Raw genomic sequence first — 21,531 nt, 5'->3', positions numbered from 1 at the left:
GTTATGGAATCATCCTTCTTCGCCGTGCTGGGCATCGATCCCGACGCCGATGAGCGCGCCATCCGGCGCGCGTATGCCACGCGCCTGAAGGCCATCGATCCGGCGCGGGAGCCAGCGGCCTTTGCGACGCTGCGCGAGGCGTATGAAGAGGCGCAGGCGTGGTATCGCGACGGCGCGGGCGCCGACGTTCCGCGCCAGCACGCGGTGACGGACGATGTTCCGCCGACACCCGCGACAGCCAGCCTCGACCCCCGGGACGAAGCGAGCGCTGCCTTGTCGTCCTTTGCGGGCAGCCTTGTCGCGGAGCCTGGCACCGGCGCGCGTGTGCTTCTGTATCGCGTGACGCAGACCGTACGCGGCCACGTCGATGCGCCGGCCTGGTTCGAAGTGCTGCTGATCGCCGCGATCGCCGGGCAGGATTTGACCAGGCGCGATGAAGTCTTCGCTGCGGCGACGCAGGAATTCCACTGGAACGAGGTCGGCCGTCTCGCCGAGCTGGGCGATCACGGGCGCTGGGTCGAACACGTGCTCGTCCAGGAGACCGGATGGAAGGCACTGCCGGAACGCGTGCAGGAGCGGGTTTTCGACGCGATTCGCGCCGCCACACGCGAGGACGACGTGCGGGCGCCCCACGTGGTCGCCGCATGGCCCCTGATCGCCCGATATCTCGGTACGTATCGAACCTACCTGTCACTTCGCGTCACGAACGAGGTGCTCGAGGCCTGGCGCGAGGCGTTTGCGGCCTTGCCGCCGGCGCGTCGTCGCAAGCTCGAACGCAAGGCGGAGCGCGGTGCGGCACCGGCGGCGTGGTGGAGCTGGATCAGGGAGCGTTTCACTGGCGGACTTGCCTGGCTCTTCTACTTCGGCATGGCGGTCCGCATCGCCGTCGCCATCTTTCGCCAGCTCGGATGGATGAAGTGACCGCGGGAACCCCGTGGCATCTGCAGGTGCTCGGGTTGCCGGGGTATGCGGACCCGGTCGCCGTCCGTCGCGCGTACGCCGCCGCGCTCCGTCAGATCGATCCCGAAACGGATCCCGCCGGTTTCGGCAGGCTGCGCGAAGCGTACGAAGCGGCCCGGGCGTGGTGCGAGGCGGGAGCAAGCGAGCCGACCCTCGCCGTGTCGACGGACGTCGGGGCGCTCCGGTACGACGCCCGTGAGCCGGAAGAAGTGACCGCCGGGGCATCCCCCGACCATCCCCCCGTGACGGACAACACGCTGGCGCTGGCCATGGATTTCGCCGCCGGGGTCGGTACCCACGGCGCCGGGCAGGTGGCCGCGCTCCTGGCTGCTTCGCTGGCGGAGGTGCGCAAGCAATACATCGATGCGCCGGGCCTGTACGAGGAACACCTGATCGATCTGGTCGCGCTGCAGCGTATCGGCCATCGGGTAAACGTCTTCGCGGCGGCGGAAGAGCAGTTCCACTGGCACGAGGTGGGCCATCTTGCCGCGCTGGGCGAACGGGGCCAGTGGGTCGAGAAGGTGCTGTCCGAACGCGATGCGTGGAACGAGCTGGGTACCGACCAGCGCCATGGATGGCTCGCGGTCTTCGCCCGTGCCGAGACGTCGCTGGACACATCGCTGCTGCGACACTGGCCTGAGGTGGCAAGGCTCCGCGAGAGCTATCCGGCGTGGCTCGGCCTGCACCTGTCGCATGACACGCTGCAAGCATGGCAATCCATGTTCGACGCGCAGTCGCCATCCTCCCAGGACATGTACAGGCGCATGGCGTTGCCCGATTCGGCCTTTCTACCGGCCAGGGTCGCCCGTGCCCGCGAACGCGCACGAGGCAGGTCGTCCTCGTGGCTGGCGGTGCTGGTCATGTCGATGTGCGTAGGCATCGGACATCTGGTCTTTAACGGGTTCGCAGACAAACCTTCCGTGCCGTACGACCCGACGCCATTACCGGCGGATACGCCACGCCAGTGTGCCGATCTCTATCTGGAACTCGATGCGCCTGACGCGTTGGCCGGAAGGGCATCTGTGGAGGCGGAACGCCTCAAGACACGTGCGGACCGCTGCGCCAGAGCCGGGCACTGGCATCCGCCAGCGCCCGGTCGCTGATCACGGCGACAAACGCGGCACCCCGTGCTGGTCACGCTCTTCCACCGCCGTGACACGCGTATCGATACGTCCCGTACGGATCTCGGGCAGTGCCTCGGTGACCTCGCCGCGCGCCAGTGCCAGCGCGTTGCGATAGCAACGCTGGGCAATGGCGGGATTCTCTTCGCCGACGTAGACGTCGCCAAGCGCTTCCCAGGCGGCGACGCTGGGCTCGATGGCCAGCGCGCGCTCCAGCAGCGGCTTCGCCTTGCCCCACAGACGCACGCGAACGCACATGCGGCCGACTGCCGTAAGCAGTGCCGCATCGTTCGGATGCGTGTCGATCCAGGCCTCCGCCTTGCGCAGGCGCTGATCGATATCTTCCGCACCCATGCCGCCATAGGTGGCGACCAGCGTCGGCGACCATTCGCGACGCAGTGACGTCTCGATCTCGTCCATCGCCGCCATGATCTGACCGTGACGCGCCGCCTGGCGCGCATACGCGTCCACGGCCGCGGGCAGGCGACGCTGCCCCTTCGGCAGCTGCGACCACAACGCGGCCAGTGCCGCGCCGTCCGGCGCGCTGGCGATATACGCCGTGACGATGCGCGATTCCAGTTCGGCAAAGGCACGCGAGCCGAACTCGCCGCTCTTCTGCAGGGGTTCGATCGCGCGGACCGCGCCGCGTGCGTCACCCGAGGCGAGCGAGGCTTCGGCAAATTCGATCCAGCCCGCGGGCGTGAGCGCACCGCTGTTGGCTTCGGGCGCCAGCAAGGTGGCGGCGTCGGCCGGCTTGCCAGCACGACGCAACAGGCGGGCACGCAACACGCGGGCGGCACGCGGCGTTTCCTGCGCGGCCTGGTCGAGTGTTTCCAGCGCTCGGGTCGACTCGCCGTGACGCTCGGCGGCTTCGGCGGCGGCGAGCAGGGCGGGACCGCGAACGGAGGGGTAACGCGCCGCGCGGTTGAGGTCGCGCTCGGCTTCGCCGTGACGACCTTCGATCAGCGAGACGAGGCCATCGGAGAGACGGCGGCGACTGAGGTTGCGATGACGACGCGTCATCGCCCCGAACGGCCAGCGGATCAGCGCCACGAGCGCGGTGATCGCCGCCCATGCCAGCAACAGGATCACGACGGCGGTCACCACCGTCATCTGCACGTTGGTGCCGCGCAGGTGGATCAGTACATAGCCGGGATCGTCGGCGACCCAGTGCCATGCGAACGCGGCGATCACCGCGACGAGAATGAGACCGACAATCCAGCGCCAGAGCTTCATGGCGTGGCCTTCGGCGCCGGAGCGGCGCTCGACGGAACGGCCGGTGCCGCAGGCGCGGACGCGCTGGCCGCATGGGCGGGACCACTGTTGGTGTCGCCACCCTTCAGCGCATGCACGGAACGCAGGTTGCGCAGTTCCGCGAGCGCGGCGCCGAGCTTAGGCTCCTGCCCCTTCGCCTGACTGGCCAGCAGCGCCGCGATGCGCGAACGCGCAGCCTGCACGGCGGGCGAAGCCGGATCGAAGCGGGCGGCCAGCGTGGCATCCACGCGCTTGAGCGCAGCATGGCGACCGACGTCGTCGTAGGCAAGCACGGCCGATTCCGCATGAGCCACATCCAGCGCGGCCAGTTCGCGTGCGATGCGGTCGTCGGCCAGACCCAGCGGGGTGCCGTCGTCGTGACTGACCTTGACGATGCTGCCCAGCGCGTCGCCGGCACGCTGCCAGAAATCGCGATCCTGAGCCGTGTCGTTCTTCGCGTCGGTGCTCGTCAGCGGCAGCGTCGGGATCTGTGCACGCAGGTCGGCCAGTGCCGCCAGATCGCTGGCCCGTGCAGGCGGAGCGATGCCGTTGAGCGCTTCGCGTTCGGCGGCCACGTTCTGCCGTACCGCGGAGAACGCACTGTCGTTAACCGACGCCAGCGTCTTGTCGGCAAGGTCGTAAGCAGACAGCGCGCCATTGGCGTCGCCGAACAGGGCGAAGCGTTCCTTCGCCATGCGCAGCAGCGATTCGGCTTCGTCGAGCAGCATCGCGTCATGACCGCTCAGGCTGCGCTCGGACAGATTGGCTACCGCATCCTCGAGGTTCTTCGTACGCTCGGACACGCCTAGCATCTCTTCGCGTGCGGAACGATTCACGCCATCGGCGTCACCGACCCGGCGACGAAGATTGGCGTTGTCGTCGCGCAGACCGTCGACGGCGGCCTGCAGCGTGTCCACCTGCCCGCGCAGACCGTTCGCCGCGCCCAGATCCTGGCGCATGTTCCAGACGGTCCAGCCGGTGTAACCCGCCGCGCCGAGCGCGGCCAGCGAGAGCAGGATGGCAACGGCAAGCGCGCCACCCCCACGGCGTGGAGCGGGGTCGCGCGACCGTTGCGCACGGGCGGTCGGAGGCGCGGCGGCCGGGGCCGGCTGCGCCGGGACGGAATCGGTCGGTGGGGTCTCGGTCGTCATGGGCCGCATGCTAACAGGCCGTACGCCAACGCATGGAACACATCCCTCAACGGCGCGTGAACGACACCTGGCTTGCGGCCGCGAGGAGGTCGCCCGGTAGCGCCGAGGCGGCCACCACCACGCGTTCGAAACCGACCTGCACGGCGATATCGCGCAGCCGCTCACTGCTGACGACGGCCACCGCCTGGATCAGGCGGCGCCAGGCGGGAGCGATCAGGGCGCGGTGCAGATGGTCGAGCGCCTCGGCGCTGGAAAGCAGGACGGCGGAGCGGCGCGTGAGCTTGAGGAGCGGGTCGATGTGCCGACGATCCAGCCGGGGCGCCACCCGGTGATAGACGTGGATCTCCGCCAGGAGGGCGCCCCGTGCCACGAGTTGCTCGCGGAGCAGCCCGCGCCCGCCTGCGGCGCCGATCAGGGCCACACAGCGGCCCTGGATGTCCGCCAGCTCGGGAAGATCGAGCACACCCTCGCTGTTCTGAGACGTTTCTGGGAAGCGCGCATCGGGCAGGTTCGCGGTACGCAGGGCACGCGCCGTGCCGCGCCCGACGGCGATCACCACGGCGCGCGTGGCCAGCGGCAGCACGTCGGCGGCGAAACGCACGGCGGCAGGACTGGTGAAAATCAGGATATCGCCCTCGAGCGCACGGCGCAGATCGGCATCGACGGCGCTCGCATCCTCCGTGGCGCGCAACGAGAGGCCGGGCACGCTCACCGGAATGCCGCCGAGCTTGCGTACACGACGGCTCATCGGGCCAGCCGTGCCTGCGGGCCGGGTAATCACGACCGTGACGTTGCGAAGCGGGTGGGTACGGCTCACGTGAAAGCATCCTGCGAGTGATACGCCAGCATAGAAAGATGAGGGCCGCGTCACCAATGCCGAAGGTTGGGGCGCCATACGGATGCGAACGGATTACCTCGCCTCGTAGACTTGACCGCTTATGACTTCGATACCCGACGATCTCGCCAGCCTCGAGCGCTTCATCCTCGACGGCATCCCCCTCGCGCAGGCCATGCGGGTGCACCTCGCCGAGTTCGATGGCGAACGCCTCGTCATGACCGCCCCGCTCGCCCCCAACATCAACGACAAGGCCTGTGCGTTCGGCGGCAGCCTGGTCACCCTGATGACCCTGGCCTGCTGGAGCCTGGTCGAGGCCATGCTGCGCCGTCGTGGCAGCGACTGCGATGTCTTCGTGGCGGATTCGACGGTGCGCTACCTGGATCCGGTCTGGACCGACCTGCGCGCGGAGGCCAGTCTGGCGCCCGGCGCACGCTGGAGCTCCTTTTTCGCGATGCTGGACGGCCGCGGCAGGGCCCGCGCCGACTTCACCTGCGTCGTCCCCGGCGGCAACGGCAAACCGCTTGCCAGCATGGACGCGCGCTTCGTGGCGAAACGCCGGGCATAATGCCCGCCGACGCCTCAACGGACCCTGCCATGCGCCGACTCGCCCTGTCCTCCCTCGTGCTCGTGCTCGCGACCCTCACCGGCTGCGCCACGGACATTCGTAACCAGGCGCTCAACAGCACCCTGATGAACTACGCGGGCTCGATCCGCTGGGGCGATTTCACCGGCGCGCAGATCTATATCGATCCGGATTACGCCGAGGAGCACCCGGTCAGCCAGGTCGAAATGAGCCGGCTGGCCCAGCTGCGGGTGACCGGCTACGACGAGGGCGGCGGCCCGCGGCCCGACGGCCCGGACGATGTCGTCCAGCTGGTCCAGATCAGCGTGGTCAACATCAACACGCAGGCGGAGCGGACCGTCCTCGACCGCCAGCGCTGGCACTACGACCGCGAAAAGAAGAAGTGGCGCCTGATGACTGGCCTGCCGAACTTCACACCGCAGTGAAGCCGCTATAATCGAGCGTTTAGCCCTACTGGCACGCGGAAGACCCGATGAACGACGTTTTGCAGAAGTTGCCCCAGTTCGTGAGCAACCATGGCGCGCTGGTCGCGCTTTTCGTGGTCATCCTGATCGCCCTGATCGCGGGCGAAGTCAGCGTGCTGTTCCGCAAGTGGAAGAGCCTGACGCCGGCCGGGCTCACCCAGCTGATCAACCGCGACACCCCGCTCATCGTCGACCTGTCGGCCAGCGCCGACTTCGAGAAGGCCCACATTCCGGGCGCAAAGAACGTCGCGATGAGCCAGTTCGACCCTGAAACCCAGAAGGACCTGAGCAAGGCGAAGGAGCTTCCGGTCGTGCTGGTCGACAAGGACGGGCGTGGCGTCGGCAAGGCGGCCAACCGCCTGATCAAGGCGGGCTTCGCCAGGGTGTTCGTGCTGGAAGGCGGCACCTACGGCTGGCAGGCAGCCCAGTTGCCGACAGCGAAAGGCAAACGGTAGGAGCGCGCGCCGCGCGCGATCCAGACCTGCGAAAGCGCCGGAAGTCCCTGGAGCCCCCCCCCCCCCCCCCCCCCCCTAGAGCCCCCCGGGGACCGCTAGAGACCGTGGATCCCCGCGCGCCCGCGCAGGATCGCATCGAGCACATCCGGCGCCAGATCGAACGAGTCGAAATACAGCCGGTCTTCCGGAAGACCGGCCTCGACAAAGAAGTCCCGGCCCGCCGCGATCATGGCCGGCGGCCCGCTCATGTAGAGCTCCACGCCCGTCAGGTCCGGATGGTCGGCCAGCAACGCGTTGTGGACCAGCCCCTCGCGCAACCCACCGGCCTGCGCTTCGTCCGGATCGGACAGCACCGGCGTGAAGGTGATGTTCGGCACCTTGCTGGCCCATGAGCGCGCAAGGTCGAGCAGGTAAAGATCCGCGGCGATCCGCGCGCCCCAGTAGATATGCATGGGACGGCGCGTGCCCAGCGCGATGAAGTGTTCGACGATGGCCTTCACGGGCGCGAAGCCCGTACCGCCGGCCATGAACAGCATGGGGCGCTCGGAATCCTCGCGCGGCACGAAGGTCCCCAGGGGCGCTTCGATCGCGAGGCGATCGCCGACTCTCAGCGACTCGTACACCCACGACGTGAAGCCGCCGCCGGGGACGTGACGCACGTGCAGTTCGATGAGCCCGTCGCGGCGGGGGCCGCTGGCGATCGAGAACGGGCGATGCTTGCCGTCCTCGAGGATCACATCCAGGTACTGACCTGGCAGCCAGTTCAGCCGGTCGCCCTGTAGAGGACGCAGCCAGATGCCTACGACATCGGGTGCGAGGAGGCGACGCTCGACCACCTCCGTTTCGACACGACGATGCGGAATGTCCTCGACGGAGGCGATCTCGCGCGCGCGAATGGCGATGTCGCCTTGCGGCACGGCCTGGCAGAGCAGGATCGCGTGGTGCTCGCTCTCCGACGCCGACAACGCCATGGGCGGATTGCGCGGGTAGGCGCAGTCGCCTTCGACCAGGGTGGCCTTGCAGCTGCCGCACACACCGCCACGGCAGGAGTACGGCAGCGCGATACCCGCCCGCTGGGCGGCTTCGAGTACGGTTTCGTCGGTCTCGGCATCGAATCGCTTGCCGGACGATGTCAGGGTTACGGTGGGCACCTGCGCATTGTAGGACAATGATGGCTTGCTCATGGGACGACCCCACGTATGGCCATCTGGAAAAACCCCATCGACCTCGCTCGCGTCAACGGCTGGAGCCGGGGCACGATGATGGAGACCCTCGACATCCGCTTCACCGACTTCGGCGACGACTGGCTGCGCGGCACCATGCCTGTCGATCAGCGCACGCAGCAACCGTTCGGTCTCCTGCACGGCGGTGCCTCCGTCGTGCTGGCCGAGACGCTCGGCAGCTCCGCCGCCCTGCTGACGCTGGACGTCGAGAAAGAAGTCGCCGTCGGCCTCGACATCAATGCCAACCATATCCGCGGCGTGCGCGGCGGCATCGTCACGGGCACAGCCAAAGCCCTGCATCTGGGTCGCACCACACAGGTCTGGGAAATCCGCATCGAAGAGGAACAGGGCAAGCTGGTCTGCCTCTCGCGCCTGACCATGGCGGTGATTCCATCGCCGGGTGGCGCGCCGGGGAACCTGCGCCCGTGAGCGAAAGCGCGCCGTACGCCGCCCTGTCGCCGGATGTCGTGCTGGCCGCCGTGGACGCCACCGGCACCTGGAGCGATGGCCGCCTGTTGACGCTCAACAGCTACGAGAACCGCGTGTTTCAGGTCGGCCTGGACGACGGTGGTTTCGTGGTGGCCAAGTTCTATCGCCCGGGCCGCTGGACCGACGCGGCTATCGAGGAAGAGCACGCGTTCGCCCTCGAGCTCGCCGCGGCGGAACTGCCGATGGTCGCGCCTCTCGCCTTCGATGGCCGGACGATGCTGCGCCATGAGGGTTATCGCTACGCCGTGTATCCGCGCCGGGGTGGCCGCGCGCCATCGCTCGAATCGGCGGACCAGCTCGAATGGCTGGGGCGGTTGCTCGGTCGCATGCATGCGATCGGTGCGCGCCAGCCGTTTCGTGCCCGTACCACGCTCGACCGGGCGACGATGATCGACACGCCGATGCGCGCCGCGCTGGGTTCCGACCTGCTGCCCGCGCATCTTTTCGATGCGTATCGCAACGCCGCGTCGCGCGTGGACGACGCCGTGGCGAACCGCATCGAAGCGGTCGGACCGGTTCACCGCATCCGCCTGCACGGCGACTGCCATCCGGGCAACGTCCTGTGGACCGACGCCGGCCCGCACTTCGTCGACCTGGACGACGCGCGCATGGGACCGGCCGTGCAGGATCTGTGGATGCTGGCGGGCGACGACGCCATGATGGATGCCTTGCTCGAAGGCTACGGCCAGTTTCGCGACTTCGACCCGACGGAGCTGGCGCTGGTGCCCGCACTGCGCGCGATGCGCCAGGTGCATTACGCCGGCTGGATCGCCGAGCGCTGGCACGACCCGGCTTTCCCCGCCGCGTTTCCCTTCGCGGCCGAGCCTCGCTGGTGGGAGCAGCACATCGCCGATCTGCACGACATCGCCGACGACCTTTAATCACATCTTTTCGCTTTCTCGTGGAGACCGCTTTGAATTCCTTCTTCACCCGCATCATCGCCGTGTTCGAAATCGCCGGCGGCCTGTTCGGTCTGGTCCATCAGTTCGAGCGTCTGCTCAACGGACGCTTCAGCGGTGTCGATGCCATCGTCGCCGTACTGGGCGTGCTGCTTTTCGGCTTCATCCTCGTCGCCGGCGTTCTGCTGGCGAGTAACGACGGTCGCGGCACGCAGATGTCGATCTGGGCCCAGTTCCTCCAGGCCCCGCTGATCGCCACCCCGATGTTCAGCTATGCGCTGTCCAGCGGCGCCTTCGCCAATCTCTCGGTCACCCTGCAGCGCTCGCCGCACCTGGGTTTCGACTGGGCGATCGCGGAGCATGGCTGGCTGCTCGCCCTCGGCGGCCCGTCTGCCGCGCATCTGGGAATCAACCTGCTGGCCCTCGTTTCCTGGCTGGTGCTGCGCTTCGGCCGCTGAGCCCCGGTATCATGGGCGGATGAATACGCCAGCCCTGCCCGTCATCCGCCTCAAAAACGACCGCGTCCCCGGCCATCCGTGGGTCTGGTCGGCCCAGATCGTCAAACCCGACGACCGCCTGCCCCCCGGCACCGTCGTCGACGTACACGATGCCCGGGGTCGCTTTATCGGGCGGGGTTTCTGGAATGGCCACGCCCGCGTGGCCCTGCGCCTGCTCACCACCGACGCGGACCAGTCGATCGACGAGGGCTGGATTGCCGCCCGCATCGCGCGCGCCGTCGAACTGCGCCGCGAACTGCTCCGTCTGGACGAGGTCAGCGACGCCTGGCGTGTCGTGCACAGCGAAGGCGACGGCCTTTCCGGCCTCGTCGTCGACCGTTACGCCAATCACCTGGTGGTCGAATATTTCGCCGCCGGCATGTGGCGCTTCCGCGACGCCATCCACGCCGAACTGCAGAAGCACTTCCCGGGCGCCTCGCTGTACTGGTTCGCCGAGCAGCACGTGCAGCGCCAGGAGTCCTTCGACGTCCGCTCCAACGACGCGCCGGCCGCGGTCGATGTGCACGAACACGGCCTGTCCTTCCATGCGGCGCCGGGCCTGGGTCACAAGACCGGCTTCTTCGCCGACCAGCGCGACAACCGTCGCCGCTTCGCGCAGCTGGCGCGTGGCCGCCGCGTGCTCGACCTGTGCTGCAACGCCGGCGGCTTCGCCGTGCACGCGATGAAGGCCGGCGCCCGCGAGGCCACCGGTGTGGACGCGGACGCCGCCATCCTGGAGGTCGCCCGTGAAAACGCGCGCATGAACGGCGTCGAGGCCACGTTCGAGCAGGGCGACGTCTTCGAATGGCTGCGCGCCGCGATCGACCGTGGCGACACCTGGGACGCGATCGTGCTCGATCCGCCCAAGCTCACCCGCGACCGCAACCAGGTCATCAACGCGCTGAAGAAGTACTTCGCGATGAACCGCACGGCGCTCGACGTGCTCGCGCCGGGCGGCATCCTGCTGACCTGCTCGTGCACGGGCCTGGTCGGCGAGGACGATTTCCTCGAGATGATCCGTCGCGTCGCCCTCAACGCGGGCCGCGAACTGCAGGTCCTTCACGTGGACGGTGCCGGCGCGGACCATCCCGTAGCCAGCAACGTCCCCGAGAACCGCTACCTCAAGGCGGTGTTCTGTCGCGTGGGCTGACGAGGCGTTCACCGGGCCTTGATCGCCCGCTGGCCCACACTCCGGGCCATGTCCAGGAAGCCGCCTACCGACGCCCTCGTGGTCGTCACCGCCGAACAGGCCCACGCGAAAGCGGCGGGCCTGGTGTATGTCTGCGACACCGACGCGGGCATCACCCGATGCAAGCGCGGGCGGGCGTTTTCTTACCTCGACGCCGACGGCAAACGGATCACCGACGAGGACGTGCTTGCCAGGATCCGTGCCCTGGCCATCCCCCCGGCGTACACCCGCGTCTGGATCTGCCCGAACGAACGCGGCCACCTGCAGGCCACGGGACGCGACGCTCGCGCACGCAAGCAGTACCGTTATCACGCGAAGTGGCGCAACGTCCGCGATCGCGGCAAGTTCGAGCGCGTCATGGAGTTCGGCAAGGTACTTCCGGCCCTGCGACGTCGCCTTAGCAAGGACCTGGCCCTGCCGGGGTTGCCACGCGACAAGGTGCTGGCCCTGATCGTCAGCCTGCTCGAGGAAACGATGATCCGCGTGGGCAACGACACCTACGCGAAACAGAACAACTCGTTCGGCCTGACCACCCTTCGCTCGCGACATGTAGCCGTCCATAAGGGGCGCATCGAGTTCCACTTCCGCGGCAAGAGCGGCCAGTGGCGCGACGTGGAGCTGGACGACCGTCGGCTGGTGAAGATCGTGCGCCGCGTGCAGGAGCTGCCCGGCCAGCGCGTCTTTCAGTACCTCGACGACGAGGGCAACCGCCAGCCTGTGGATTCGGGCATGGTCAACGACTACCTGCGCAGGGTGACGGGGGGCGAATTCACCGCGAAGGATTTCCGTACCTGGGGCGGTACCGTGCATGCCGTCGCCACGCTGGCGGCAACGCCGTTACCGGACAAGGGCGGTCAAGCGGCTTTACGCGCGACGCTGGCGGGTGCCGTAAAACAGGTAGCTTCCGTGCTCGGCAATACGCCTGCGGTCTGCCGCGCGTCTTACATTCACCCCGAGGTGTTCGAGGGGTGGCTCGTCGGCGAACTTCATCGGCATGTGCCACCTACCGGCCTCCATGCACCGCGCAAGTTGGAAGCGCTGACCCTGGCTTTTCTGCGACGGCGCCTTCGTGCGTCCGCCCGCTCCCGCTGACGCATGCGGATGGCTATAGTGCGCACACGGGGTTCGCGTTCCATTTTCCAGAGGTTGGTTTGACGATGTCGCGGTGGAAGGTGTTTCCCGTCATGTTCGGTCTGGCGACCGTGTCCGGTGCGCTGGCCCAGGAGGCGCCCGCCGCGCCCCCTTTCGCCCTCCCCGATGCGCAGAGCCACCGTGGCGTCGTCGACGACACGTGGATCGTCGCGCCGAAACGACTCCCAGGCGCGACGCTCGCGGCGGTGAAGAACTACGCGGATGAAGGTGACATCGCCGCCGGCGTCTCGCTGCGCTATCACATCGATGGCGCGGACTGGATCATCGCCGACGTGTTCATCTACCCCGCCGGCGAAGGCGATTCGTCGAAGATGCTGAAACAGGCCGCGGACGACTTCCGCGAATCGGTCGACTTCGCCGAGCGCCAGCAGATCTACCGCAACGTGTGGTGGGGAGACGAGGCTCCCTATACGGCGTCGCTGGCGGGTGGGAAGAAACTCGAGGGGCGGTTCCTGCCGATCGTATTCGATGCGCAGCAGGACATGCTGACCTCGCGCGCCTACCTGTTCTACCGCAAGCTGTACTTCGTCAAGATTCGCCTGAGCACGACGGTGGACGCGGTCGATTCCCTGGCAGAGCGCGCCGACAAGTTCATCGGCAACCTGCTCGACGGCGTCGATATCGTCAGTGTGGGCGGCTGCGGCAAGAAGATGGACATCATGGCGCTGCCGAGCGGGCAGACCGCCCCGGCGGATTTCACCGACAGCGTGAGCCCGGACGGTTTCGGCATCGCCATCAGCATGTCGAAGGCGGGTGGTGCCACGTACGCCACGCAGATGACCAGGGCGATGGCGGTTGCCGCGCGTCGGCAGCTCGCCACGGGCTGCACGTCACTCAACTACAAGCCGCCGGGTGACGACAGTGTGCGCGCGGTGCTGCACTTACGCTTCGGGCCCGAGGACTGGGGTGCCGCGCCGCGACACTGATCGGAAGAAGCGGCCGGGACGCGTCCCACGCCCGGCCGCTGTCGGTCACCGTGGCGAGTCGTTCTCAAATCCTTGAGCCGACCCGCCACCGGCGGCGACACAGACAGCATGACGGTCGTTGCCGCTTTGGCATATAGAAGAATTCTGAAAAATCGCGCGGATCGCAAGCGACCGCCTCTCCACGTCGCCCCGACTGTCGTGCCTTGTAAACTGTCGTCTTCACCCCGCCGAGCGAGCCGATGACCACGAAACCGCGACCGTTTTCCATGATCCGCGACTTCGCGCTGGCCGACTGGTTCACGCTGGGCAACGCCGCCAGCGGCGTGGGCGCCCTGTTCTCGACCATGACCTACCTGCAGGAAGGTGGCGTCTGGCACCTCTACATGGCATCGGGGCTGGTGTTGCTGGCACTGATTTTCGACGTGCTGGACGGACGGATCGCGCGCTGGCGCCAGCGCGCGTCGCTCATGGGTCGCGAACTGGACTCGCTGGCGGACGTCATCTCGTTCGGCGTCGCCCCCGCCGTCATCGGCTACGGCTGCGGTATGCAGGGCGGACTGGACCGCGCCATCCTGCTGATGTTCGTCTGTTGCGGCGTGTCCCGCCTGGCCCGCTACAACGTCACCGCCGAAGCCCACGCGAACGAGGAAGGCAAGGTGACGCACTTCGAGGGCACGCCCATTCCGACCTCGATCGTCCTGGTCGCGGTGCTCTGCGCCGCGTCGGCCACCGGCGCCCTGCACGAACGGATGTGGCTCGGCAGCGTCCAGATCGCCACGCTGGGCCTGCATCCGCTGGCCCTGATGTTCGCGGTCTCCGGCGCGCTGATGGTCAGCCGCACCCGCATTCCGAAGCTTTGAGCGGGCAGGCGCCAACCTTGCTCAGGCCGTGACCGGCCGCGCCGGTTGACGGCGCCACGCGCGCAGGCCGATCACCGCCAGCACCACGAATCCCGCGTACAACACGGCCGTGACCGGCAGTGCCTTGTAGATGTATTCACCGACGTAGAGCACGTCGACGACGATCCAGAGCCACCACGCAGCGACGTGTCGTCTTGCCTGCCACCATTGCGCGACGAGGCTGAACGCGGTGAGCCCGGCATCGAGCCACGGCAGGGAGGCGTCGGTCCAGCGATGCATCGCGTAACCGAGGGCCAGTGCCGCCGCCGCGCCGACCGCGAGGTGTGTAAACGCACTCCGACCATCCAGATCGGCGACGCGGACGTGACCGCTCCCATCCAGATTGCGTCGCCAGCGATGCCAGCCGTAGAGGATCAACAGGGCGAAAGCGATCTGTAGCAGCGTGTCGGAATAGAGCCTGGCGTCGACGAAGATCCACGCGTAGGCGATGACGGAAACCAGCCCCACCGGCCAGCACCACGGACTGCGTCGCGCCGTGAGCCACACGGCGGCTGCGCTCACCAGCGCGGCCGCCAGTTCGAACCACGACAGCTCAAAGTTCATAGGTCACCGAAAGGCGGGCCAGGCGCGGCATGCCGGGGAACAGGTAGGCGTCGCCGCCCGAGGTACCCGTGTCGCGCCAGTAGAAGCGATTGAAGACGTTATCGACATTCAGACGCCATGTCATCGCATGGCCGCTCACGGTGGTCGCGTAACGAAGCCCGGCATCGAACACATGGTAGCCGGGCACGCGCGTGGCGCCGTCCGGCGTCGCCACATTGCTGCTCGCGTAACGCCAGCCGCCCAGCACGGCGAGTCCCTGAACGAAGGGCAGGCTGTAGTCGGCATAGACGGCGGTACGCCAGCGCGGCACGTTGACTACCTGGTGGTCTTCATAAGACGGCGCGCCGGTATTTTCCGCACGCGCGCGGATCGCATTGGCGCTCGCCGTGATACGCAGCCGGTCGGTGACCTGCCCGGCAACGTTCAACTCGACGCCCGTATGCACCTCCTGTCCCTGCTGGACAAAGGTGAAGCCTTCGGCTGTGTCATCCGCACGTGCAAACTGATACGACTGACGGATGCGATACAAGGCGGCCTGCAGGTCGAGCACATCGCTCACGGCATATTTCACACCCGCCTCGACCTGGCGCGAATGCAGCGGTGCGAGCGTCGTGCCGCCGTTGGAGGTCCAGTAAGGCGCTTCTCGACCGAGCGAGATGCCTTCGCCGTAACTCAGGTACGTCGTCAGCGGCGTTGTCGGCTGCCACAGCACCGCTGCCTGCGGCAGCGTCTTCGTCTCACGTGTGTCGCGCTCGAGTGCGCCGGTGTCGTCGTAAGCGCGCTCGTCCAGCTTGACCAGGCGCGCGCCGGCCAGAACCTGCCACTGCTCACCCATGTGGATGCGATCGATCGCGAACAACGTGCGCTGCCAGCTGGTCAGGCGACGCACGGACGCGCCGGGCTGGTTCGGCGACGGGTCGAAAACGGGCACGACGCGATCATCGATGTTGGCCGTGCCGACATAGTCGTAGACGTAAGGACGCTGGTCGACCGTGCGACGGAACGCGCTGGCGCCGAGGTTGATCTCGTGATCGAGCGCACCGGTGGCGAAGCTGCCCGTGACCACGCCACGCACCTCGTCGTTCTGACGCGTGTCATCGGGGCTGCGGTAGTCATAGACGTCGTAGTCACCGTTCGGTGCGAAGAAGTAACCGGGTGTGGCACCCGATGCGCACGACTCGGCGTAGAAGCACCCATAGGCGAACGCGACGTTGTCGTCGATCACCGTATGGCTGTGACCCACCGACACCTGCGCGTTCCATGTGTCGCTGAAGCGGTAGTTGAAGCGCAGCGAGGTGTTGCTCGAATGGATACCTACCGGTCGTTGCCAGGGCTGGTAGCCGAGCAGTCGGGTGCGACTCGGGTGCGCCGGAATCGCCGTTCCACCGAGCAGCTGATAACCCGATGCGGAATTGCCACCGCTGGTCTGATAGTCGGTGTCGAGGAGCAAGGTCGCCTGTTCGTTGATTTTCCAGTCCGCGCCGAGCGACAAAAAGCTGCGACGCCCGTCGGTGTGTTCGATGGCACCGTGCGTCTTTTCGTTGGCGGCATTCACCCGCACGCCGAACGACGGGGTAAACCATGTGCCAAGGTCGAGCGCTTCGTAGCTCGAGCCGTGCGAGTCGGTGCCGAGCGTGAGGTTGTGCACCTCGGCTGGACGCTTGCTGACGTAATTGACCAGGCCACCCGGCTCGACCACGCCCGCCTCGAGACCGCCGAGACCCTTCAGTACTTCGACGCGCTCCTTACCCTCCAGCGCCTGCAGCTGCTCCGCGGACATCATCATGCCGTTGAAGCGAAAGCCTGTCGCGAGATCCAGCGGAAAACCGCGGATGGATACGTCCTGGTAGTAACCCGCCGGCGCGTAGTTGTCGTTGATCGCCGCGTCTCCGCGCACCAGCTCGCTGAGCGTGCGCGGCTGGCGATCGTCGATCTGTGCGCGGGTGATCACGGTGATGGCAGCCGGCGTGTCGTGCAGCGCCGCGCTGCCGAAGCTGCCGAAGGCGTCCAGCTGCGAGTCCGCGGCGTGGTAGCCGTCGGTCGCCGACGCGTGCACGTCGATGGTCGGCAGGGTGCGGGCCTGCTGCTGCGGGGCGGCATGGTCGTCCGAGGCCTGGGCCAGCGGAGCAAGGGCGAGCAGGGCCAGGGCGAGCGGGGTACGGGCAAGAGTCATCGTCGTCTTCGGGTTCACGGACGAAGCGACGGCGAACCACGCCGCCCGACAGGGCGTTTGTGGTTCTGCAAGCTCCCTACGCCGGTACTAACCGGGTCAGGTTCCAAGGGACTCTCTCAGCCCGGCGTATGCCGGGCACCCCCGCTTCTAGAACGCCTATTGAAGCACGAAATGTCAGCGAGCGTGACGGAGGGCGTCGAGCAGTCCCTGCCCTTCGGTCCCGGCGAACCAGCGGGCATGGCCCAGCAGGAAGGTCCGATAGGCCACGTCGGCGTGATCGCGGCGCCGCGTGATGCCTTCGAAATACTGCACTTCGGAGAGGGCGAAATCCACGTGGACGACTGGAAGGACATCGGCAAGCGCGGCCAAGTCCGCCGGAGCGAGCGGCCGGACGGACCGATAGCCGTCGAGCAGGCCGAGAGCCAGATCGATACGGGCAATCCCGCCCTGTTGGATGTCGAGCCACGCGATGGCGTTCCGCTCGATCGCCGTAGCCAGGTCGAACAGTGCGAACGTGCGCGCGGACAGGCCGAAGTCCAGCACGTCGGTGATTCGTCCCGCATCGCTCGCGTCGCTCCAGCAGAGGTTGGAAACGTGCCAGTCGCCGTGAGTCCACAAAGGCGTTTGTCGCGCTACGGCCAGGGCCGCAGCCTGCGTCCAAGGGCCGAGAACCGCACCCACGTCGTCGCGCCAGTCGCGCTCGCTCAGATAGGCGGCGAGCGCCGGCCGTCCGGGCAGCTGTCCGGCCAGTACCGAGAGGGGGTCGGACGCCGAGAGCATCTCGGCACGGGCGACCAGCAGGTGGGTCCCCCGCTGCGGCGCGTCGTAGCCTTCCGCCGCAAGGTGCAGCCGCGCGAGCATCGCACCCGCGGCATGCGCGTGCGCGGCGCCGCCCGCGGGCGACCACGAAAACGCATCGCGGTAGACATCGTTCCCGGTCGCGGAGCGATGCACTTCGTAGACCCAGTCGCCCCTGGACACCGAGGAGCGGCCGGTCGCGTCAGCGAGGATGTGCGGCACGGGGATACCGCCGGCCCGCAGGTGCGCCGCGAAGCGATGTTCTTCGGCCAGCGTCCGCTCGTCGCGCAGGCTCATGTGGTGCCGTTTGACGAAGACCTCGCCACCTGCGGTGGTGACGCGTGCCGCTGCCGAGAGCGGACGCGGACTGTGCCAGACGATGGCGTACGGCCCCTTCAGCGAGGGATAGCCGTCGAGCAGCGACGCCACCTCGTTTTCCGCCAGCGGCGGCCAGTCCGGCGCCTGCTGGTCGCCCGCGAGGCCGTGGGAAAAGTGGACTTCGTCGCTCATTCCGCCAGTGTATCGAACCCGCCATGCTCGTCTCACCCGCGCGCGAAATCGGCAAATTTACCAATTCGCCGTTTATTCGATGGCGAGCGGGCCGATAACCCTTCAAACTAGGCATGCCGAGAGCGGAAAGCGTCGCTACCGACTGCTCCGATCGGCCACCCGGGAGGCAAAAGGGGTCGAATGTGCGTGCACTGAACAAGGATCCGTTGGTCTGGGGGCGCTATGTCGCCGTCGCGGGCGCGTATGCCGCCTGCTACGAGCTCACGCGCAACTTTTCATTTTCGCACTGGATGCTCCCGGCCGGCCTGCGCCTGGCCTGCCTGCTGCTTGTTCCCTGTCGCTTCTGGCCCGCGCTCGCGGTCGGCGAAACCCTGCCCGTCGCTGAAATGGCTGCGCTGCATGCGCACGCGTTCGGCGTGCTCTGGGCCTGCCTCGTCTCGATCCCGACGATCGGCCTGTGCATGCCGGCGGTGATATGGATCCGGCGTCATGCGGACCTGCGTCGCGCCGACGGCCAGATCAACATGAACATGATCATGGTGGCGACGCTTGCCTGCGCCCTCATTGGCGGCGGTGCCAGCACCTTTACGCTGTCGATCGTGCAGATGGGCGACGGGTCGCCCAATCCCGTGGTCGAAGTCCAGGACTTCCTGATTTATTTCCTGGGTCAATACCTGGGCGCGCTTACGCTGACGCCGACCATCATGGCGATGCGCGAGCGCATGGCTGCCCTGCCCGGTGGCATCGTCACCTGGCAAGCCGTGCGGTCCAGCCCGCTGGCACGAGATACGCTGCTGATCGTCGTACCCTCGCTCGCGATCCTGATCTTCCTCGCGTCACAGGTCGTCGAGGGTACCGCCGCGCTGCAGAGCGTACGCATGGCGATGGCGGTTCCCGTCATCCTGCTGACCTGGCGGCACGGCTGGCACGGCAGCGCGGTGGCCGGCATGCTCGCGAGCATCGCTCTCGCATCGACATCGTCGTTCCTGACGGAGCCGCTGATGATCCAGGCGCAGGTCGTGCTGTCGCTGGTGATCTTCACGTCCCTGCTGTTCGGTGTACGAGTGGCTCGCCGCATCGCGGCGAACCACCCGGTGGTACTGAAAGGCGCCTGCCGGGAACCCAGTCAGCGCTGACCGAAAGGTTCCAGGCGGAACGACGCCCCGGTCTTTCCCTCGTGCTCGATCACGGACCGTGACCATTGCAGTCACGCACCGTGGGGCATTCGCCGGCAAGACGAGCCGTAATACGCACGGTTCCATCCGGCTGCGTGGCGGCCTTCACCTCGACGGTGCCGTCGTTATAGACGGTCTCCGACGTTCCACTGGCCGGGGTGTTCAACGGTTCGTCCGGCGTGGAGACGCCGGACGCGTCGGAACCGACCGGCGTACCCACCAGCGCGTAAGGCGTGCGGGCGACCGCACCGCGCACCTTCCCGCTCGCGTCGTTGACCTGGATATACCGGGTCGTTCCGCGCTGGAAGACATAGACGTGGTAGTTGGGGCTGGCGCTGACGTCGGTCGTGTTCGGCCAGGACTGACCCAGTCCCGACAGAGCGGTCTGTGCGTGAGCGGCCCCGAGGCCGAGCGAAGCGACGACGAGGCAAGCGAGCGTAGAGCGGGCAAAGCTGCGCATGGTGGATCCTCCTGGGCTGTGTGGAGCAAGTCTGGGCGCTGTGCGCTACAGATCCTGCGACTCGGTCAGGGCAGTGCCATGACCGATTTATCCACTTTCGCCCATCGCCAGAGGCCCCTGTCGGGCGGCTGCCGATTACGCTCACAGCTGTCGTGTCGCCTCACCTCGCGGCATGCCTTGGTTCACGATGGTGAGGATCTCACGCACAAAAAAACCCGCCACGAGGGCGGGTCTTCGTCATACGTCGCCAGGCGATTAATCCGCGGACAGCGTCATGTTGCCGCCGCTGCCACTGACGGCCACCTTGTCACCGCTATGCAGGCTATGCATCGCCTGACCGGTCTGCACCGTCGACACCACCTTGCCATCGTCCATCTGCAGCTTAACCATGTAGTGGGCTGCCGGACCTTCACCGGCAAGGTCGCCACCCACCTTGTCGCCGACCGCCGGCGCCACCTGGGCTGCGGCATTGCCTGCGTAACTGCCACCGCCCGCCTGCGCCGTCTTTATGCCGACGATGTTGCCGAGCGTGGCGCCCCAGTGACGACCGAGCTTGTGCGTCTCGCTCTCATCCTTGCCACGATTGTCGATCGGCTGCATGTCGACGATCGTACCGAGGCGCACGGACTGTGCGTGCAAGGCAGCGATGGGAGCGAGAGAAGTGACCGCCAGTGCGGCGGTGAGCATCCATTTCATAAATCACCTTGTTTGTCGGGAGCGGATCAACGGTTCTTGGGGCGTCCCCAGCTTTTGACATACGGCCGGCATTTCACGCCGTCGTATTCGTAGCGGCTGATGATGCCCTTGGCATTCGCGTAGAACGTAATAGTGCAATGGTGCTGGGCGGCGACTTCGTGGTGGGTCGTATTGCTGCCCATGACCAGCGTGTTGCCGACCTGACCCACGGGGGCCCAGGTGGTATCGTTATACGAATACGCTTCCGTTCCGAAGTTGTACGAGTAGGCGGTTTCGTCCGTCCCGGAGACTTCCCAGGTCGTGAATCCGCTATCCACCGGCCACTGCACCAGCAATTCGCTGGAGTCATGGCCGATCCAGCTGTCGGCCACTTCGGAGGAACCCCTGTCGTAGGCCTGTGCCATCGACGCCACGGGAAGCATAAGGCCACACAAGGCCGGAATAGCGATAATGAAGGCGCGCACGATTCAGATCCTTTGAAGACGAAGGCATCCCTCGCGGCACCGCCCCGAGGGCGTCGCGATGTCAGGAACCTCGTATCCGGATGCGACGATCACCCCATCGCCCTTCCGTGGAATATCCGACGCAACGTAGGGTCACCGCCTGGCAGTGACCGATCGCGTCGACGTCTCCCCTGCCCCTGACGTCCGACGCCGCATGATAGCGCGACTATTTCCAAATGCCATACAGCAGCACGCAAAAAGAAAAGCCCCCGATTTCTCGAGGGCTTTTCAGTGGTGGCTGGGAGTGTCGACTCCCCGTTAATTAGTTCCAACCATAACCCGAGGCGGCCGGATCGTTCTGCTGCCTGAATTCGGCAGGCGTCAGGCCACCGAGACTGTCGTGAGGGATCTCACCGTTGTAATCGGCAAGCCAAGTCTCGGCCTGCTCGCGTACCTCGCTCAGGTTTCGGAAGACATGCATGTCCAGAACGCCACGCCGGAAGCTGCCGTTGAAGCGCTCGATAAAGCCGTTCTGCATCGGCCTTCCGGGTTCGATAAAGTCGGGTTTGATGCCGTTGCGTTCTGCCCACTCCGCGAGTGCGAGGGCGACGA

At 66.9% G+C, this 21,531-nt stretch carries 24 protein-coding genes and 1 riboswitch; of the genes, 13 read left to right on the top strand and 11 right to left on the bottom strand.

What is annotated here, in order from left to right:
- Window positions 1-3: 3 nt before the first annotated feature.
- The gene (locus B5X73_RS01925) at window positions 4-921 is read left to right on the top strand and encodes a J domain-containing protein (RefSeq protein WP_079520364.1); all 918 of its coding nucleotides are present in this window, start codon (window positions 4-6) and stop codon (window positions 919-921) included.
- Window positions 918-2,063, top strand: coding sequence for a hypothetical protein (locus tag B5X73_RS01920; RefSeq protein WP_079520363.1), 1,146 nt, complete (start codon window positions 918-920; stop codon window positions 2,061-2,063). The genes B5X73_RS01925 and B5X73_RS01920 overlap by 4 nt, the downstream gene beginning before the upstream one ends.
- On the opposite strand, the gene B5X73_RS01915 is transcribed toward B5X73_RS01920, so the two are convergent.
- Genes B5X73_RS01915 through B5X73_RS01905 form a run of 3 tightly spaced genes read right to left on the bottom strand, consistent with a single transcriptional unit; the run spans window position 2,064 to window position 5,303 of the window.
- A complete protein-coding gene (locus tag B5X73_RS01915; protein ID WP_079520362.1) occupies window positions 2,064-3,317 on the bottom strand; it encodes a heme biosynthesis HemY N-terminal domain-containing protein in 1,254 nt (417 codons plus the stop codon).
- The gene (locus B5X73_RS01910; protein ID WP_079520541.1) at window positions 3,314-4,486 is read right to left on the bottom strand and encodes a uroporphyrinogen-III C-methyltransferase; all 1,173 of its coding nucleotides are present in this window, start codon (window positions 4,484-4,486) and stop codon (window positions 3,314-3,316) included. The genes B5X73_RS01915 and B5X73_RS01910 overlap by 4 nt, the downstream gene beginning before the upstream one ends.
- Before the next feature lie 46 nt (window positions 4,487-4,532).
- Window positions 4,533-5,303, bottom strand: a complete 771-nt coding sequence (locus B5X73_RS01905; protein ID WP_254857200.1) for a uroporphyrinogen-III synthase — start codon at window positions 5,301-5,303, stop codon at window positions 4,533-4,535.
- A gap of 121 nt (window positions 5,304-5,424) precedes the next feature.
- Between B5X73_RS01905 and B5X73_RS01900 the strand changes: the two genes are divergently transcribed.
- Genes B5X73_RS01900 through B5X73_RS01890 form a run of 3 tightly spaced genes read left to right on the top strand, consistent with a single transcriptional unit; the run spans window position 5,425 to window position 6,826 of the window.
- A complete protein-coding gene (locus B5X73_RS01900; RefSeq protein WP_079520360.1) occupies window positions 5,425-5,889 on the top strand; it encodes a YiiD C-terminal domain-containing protein in 465 nt (154 codons plus the stop codon).
- 29 nt (window positions 5,890-5,918) lie between these two features.
- Complete coding sequence (locus B5X73_RS01895) at window positions 5,919-6,332, top strand: hypothetical protein (RefSeq protein ID WP_079520359.1); 414 nt, start codon at window positions 5,919-5,921, stop codon at window positions 6,330-6,332.
- Window positions 6,333-6,379: 47 nt separating this feature from the next.
- Window positions 6,380-6,826: a rhodanese-like domain-containing protein gene (locus tag B5X73_RS01890; protein ID WP_036110059.1), complete on the top strand. Its 447-nt coding sequence runs from the start codon at window positions 6,380-6,382 to the stop codon at window positions 6,824-6,826.
- 95 nt (window positions 6,827-6,921) lie between these two features.
- On the opposite strand, the gene B5X73_RS01885 is transcribed toward B5X73_RS01890, so the two are convergent.
- Complete coding sequence (locus B5X73_RS01885; RefSeq protein ID WP_079520358.1) at window positions 6,922-8,010, bottom strand: 2Fe-2S iron-sulfur cluster-binding protein; 1,089 nt, start codon at window positions 8,008-8,010, stop codon at window positions 6,922-6,924.
- 15 nt (window positions 8,011-8,025) lie between these two features.
- On the opposite strand from B5X73_RS01885, the gene B5X73_RS01880 reads away from it, so the two are divergent.
- The 7 genes from B5X73_RS01880 (at window position 8,026) to pssA (ending at window position 14,061) form a co-directional block, all read left to right on the top strand.
- Entirely contained in the window at window positions 8,026-8,478 is a 453-nt protein-coding gene (locus tag B5X73_RS01880) for a hotdog fold thioesterase (RefSeq protein ID WP_079520357.1), read from the top strand.
- Window positions 8,475-9,419: a serine/threonine protein kinase gene (locus B5X73_RS01875; RefSeq protein WP_079520356.1), complete on the top strand. Its 945-nt coding sequence runs from the start codon at window positions 8,475-8,477 to the stop codon at window positions 9,417-9,419. Before B5X73_RS01880 ends, B5X73_RS01875 begins: the two co-directional genes overlap by 4 nt.
- Before the next feature lie 32 nt (window positions 9,420-9,451).
- Window positions 9,452-9,895 carry a hypothetical protein gene (locus tag B5X73_RS01870; protein WP_036110047.1) on the top strand — a complete coding sequence of 148 codons (444 nt, stop codon included), beginning with the start codon at window positions 9,452-9,454 and terminating at the stop codon, window positions 9,893-9,895.
- 19 nt (window positions 9,896-9,914) lie between these two features.
- Window positions 9,915-11,084 carry a class I SAM-dependent rRNA methyltransferase gene (locus tag B5X73_RS01865; RefSeq protein ID WP_079520355.1) on the top strand — a complete coding sequence of 390 codons (1,170 nt, stop codon included), beginning with the start codon at window positions 9,915-9,917 and terminating at the stop codon, window positions 11,082-11,084.
- A 48-nt stretch (window positions 11,085-11,132) separates the two neighbouring features.
- The gene (locus B5X73_RS01860) at window positions 11,133-12,215 is read left to right on the top strand and encodes a DNA topoisomerase IB (RefSeq protein WP_079520354.1); all 1,083 of its coding nucleotides are present in this window, start codon (window positions 11,133-11,135) and stop codon (window positions 12,213-12,215) included.
- Window positions 12,216-12,280: 65 nt separating this feature from the next.
- Complete coding sequence (locus B5X73_RS01855; RefSeq protein WP_079520353.1) at window positions 12,281-13,201, top strand: hypothetical protein; 921 nt, start codon at window positions 12,281-12,283, stop codon at window positions 13,199-13,201.
- Window positions 13,202-13,440: 239 nt separating this feature from the next.
- The gene (gene pssA / locus B5X73_RS01850; protein ID WP_079520352.1) at window positions 13,441-14,061 is read left to right on the top strand and encodes a CDP-diacylglycerol--serine O-phosphatidyltransferase; all 621 of its coding nucleotides are present in this window, start codon (window positions 13,441-13,443) and stop codon (window positions 14,059-14,061) included.
- Between the two features lie 21 nt (window positions 14,062-14,082).
- Here the strand turns inward: pssA and pnuC are convergent, their stop codons facing one another.
- The 3 genes from pnuC to B5X73_RS01835 all read right to left on the bottom strand — a co-directional run bounded on the left by pnuC (window position 14,083) and on the right by B5X73_RS01835 (window position 18,145).
- The gene (gene pnuC / locus B5X73_RS01845) at window positions 14,083-14,652 is read right to left on the bottom strand and encodes a nicotinamide riboside transporter PnuC (protein WP_036117052.1); all 570 of its coding nucleotides are present in this window, start codon (window positions 14,650-14,652) and stop codon (window positions 14,083-14,085) included.
- A gap of 1 nt (window position 14,653) precedes the next feature.
- Window positions 14,654-16,837, bottom strand: coding sequence for a TonB-dependent siderophore receptor (locus B5X73_RS01840; RefSeq protein WP_079520351.1), 2,184 nt, complete (start codon window positions 16,835-16,837; stop codon window positions 14,654-14,656).
- A gap of 56 nt (window positions 16,838-16,893) precedes the next feature.
- A riboswitch (TPP riboswitch) is annotated at window positions 16,894-16,990 on the bottom strand.
- A 21-nt stretch (window positions 16,991-17,011) separates the two neighbouring features.
- Window positions 17,012-18,145, bottom strand: a complete 1,134-nt coding sequence (locus B5X73_RS01835; RefSeq protein ID WP_079520350.1) for a phosphotransferase enzyme family protein — start codon at window positions 18,143-18,145, stop codon at window positions 17,012-17,014.
- 182 nt (window positions 18,146-18,327) lie between these two features.
- Between B5X73_RS01835 and B5X73_RS01830 the strand changes: the two genes are divergently transcribed.
- The gene (locus B5X73_RS01830) at window positions 18,328-19,281 is read left to right on the top strand and encodes an MASE1 domain-containing protein (RefSeq protein WP_176167686.1); all 954 of its coding nucleotides are present in this window, start codon (window positions 18,328-18,330) and stop codon (window positions 19,279-19,281) included.
- A gap of 49 nt (window positions 19,282-19,330) precedes the next feature.
- On the opposite strand, the gene B5X73_RS01825 is transcribed toward B5X73_RS01830, so the two are convergent.
- From B5X73_RS01825 to B5X73_RS01810, 4 genes are all read right to left on the bottom strand, one after another.
- The gene (locus tag B5X73_RS01825) at window positions 19,331-19,780 is read right to left on the bottom strand and encodes a hypothetical protein (protein WP_079520348.1); all 450 of its coding nucleotides are present in this window, start codon (window positions 19,778-19,780) and stop codon (window positions 19,331-19,333) included.
- Between the two features lie 255 nt (window positions 19,781-20,035).
- A complete protein-coding gene (locus B5X73_RS01820; RefSeq protein ID WP_079520347.1) occupies window positions 20,036-20,476 on the bottom strand; it encodes a hypothetical protein in 441 nt (146 codons plus the stop codon).
- Between the two features lie 26 nt (window positions 20,477-20,502).
- Window positions 20,503-20,940, bottom strand: a complete 438-nt coding sequence (locus B5X73_RS01815) for a hypothetical protein (protein ID WP_254857199.1) — start codon at window positions 20,938-20,940, stop codon at window positions 20,503-20,505.
- Window positions 20,941-21,241: 301 nt separating this feature from the next.
- On the bottom strand, window positions 21,242-21,531 hold a 290-nt coding region (locus B5X73_RS01810; RefSeq protein WP_139382622.1), incomplete at its 5' end, for an integrase core domain-containing protein.

This window comes from Luteibacter sp. 22Crub2.1, from assembly GCF_900167995.1.
Classification (GTDB): Bacteria; Pseudomonadota; Gammaproteobacteria; order Xanthomonadales; family Rhodanobacteraceae; genus Luteibacter; species Luteibacter mycovicinus.
This window is presented reverse-complemented; position numbering and strand designations above follow the sequence as displayed.

Bases quoted from the DNA above. Each gene is read 5' to 3' on its own strand.
- B5X73_RS01910 (WP_079520541.1), bottom strand. From the start codon at position 4,486: ATGACGACCGAGACCCCACCGACCGATTCCGTCCCGGCGCAGCCGGCC.
- B5X73_RS01915 (WP_079520362.1), bottom strand. From the start codon at position 3,317: ATGAAGCTCTGGCGCTGGATTGTCGGTCTCATTCTCGTCGCGGTGATC.
- B5X73_RS01860 (WP_079520354.1), top strand. From the start codon at position 11,133: ATGTCCAGGAAGCCGCCTACCGACGCCCTCGTGGTCGTCACCGCCGAA.
- B5X73_RS01825 (WP_079520348.1), bottom strand. From the start codon at position 19,780: ATGCGCAGCTTTGCCCGCTCTACGCTCGCTTGCCTCGTCGTCGCTTCG.
- B5X73_RS01880 (WP_079520357.1), top strand. From the start codon at position 8,026: ATGGCCATCTGGAAAAACCCCATCGACCTCGCTCGCGTCAACGGCTGG.
- B5X73_RS01925 (WP_079520364.1), top strand. From the start codon at position 4: ATGGAATCATCCTTCTTCGCCGTGCTGGGCATCGATCCCGACGCCGAT.
- B5X73_RS01890 (WP_036110059.1), top strand. From the start codon at position 6,380: ATGAACGACGTTTTGCAGAAGTTGCCCCAGTTCGTGAGCAACCATGGC.
- B5X73_RS01840 (WP_079520351.1), bottom strand. From the start codon at position 16,837: ATGACTCTTGCCCGTACCCCGCTCGCCCTGGCCCTGCTCGCCCTTGCT.
- B5X73_RS01895 (WP_079520359.1), top strand. From the start codon at position 5,919: ATGCGCCGACTCGCCCTGTCCTCCCTCGTGCTCGTGCTCGCGACCCTC.
- B5X73_RS01855 (WP_079520353.1), top strand. From the start codon at position 12,281: ATGTCGCGGTGGAAGGTGTTTCCCGTCATGTTCGGTCTGGCGACCGTG.
- B5X73_RS01820 (WP_079520347.1), bottom strand. From the start codon at position 20,476: ATGAAATGGATGCTCACCGCCGCACTGGCGGTCACTTCTCTCGCTCCC.
- B5X73_RS01885 (WP_079520358.1), bottom strand. From the start codon at position 8,010: ATGAGCAAGCCATCATTGTCCTACAATGCGCAGGTGCCCACCGTAACC.
- B5X73_RS01835 (WP_079520350.1), bottom strand. From the start codon at position 18,145: ATGAGCGACGAAGTCCACTTTTCCCACGGCCTCGCGGGCGACCAGCAG.
- pssA (WP_079520352.1), top strand. From the start codon at position 13,441: ATGACCACGAAACCGCGACCGTTTTCCATGATCCGCGACTTCGCGCTG.
- B5X73_RS01900 (WP_079520360.1), top strand. From the start codon at position 5,425: ATGACTTCGATACCCGACGATCTCGCCAGCCTCGAGCGCTTCATCCTC.
- B5X73_RS01865 (WP_079520355.1), top strand. From the start codon at position 9,915: ATGAATACGCCAGCCCTGCCCGTCATCCGCCTCAAAAACGACCGCGTC.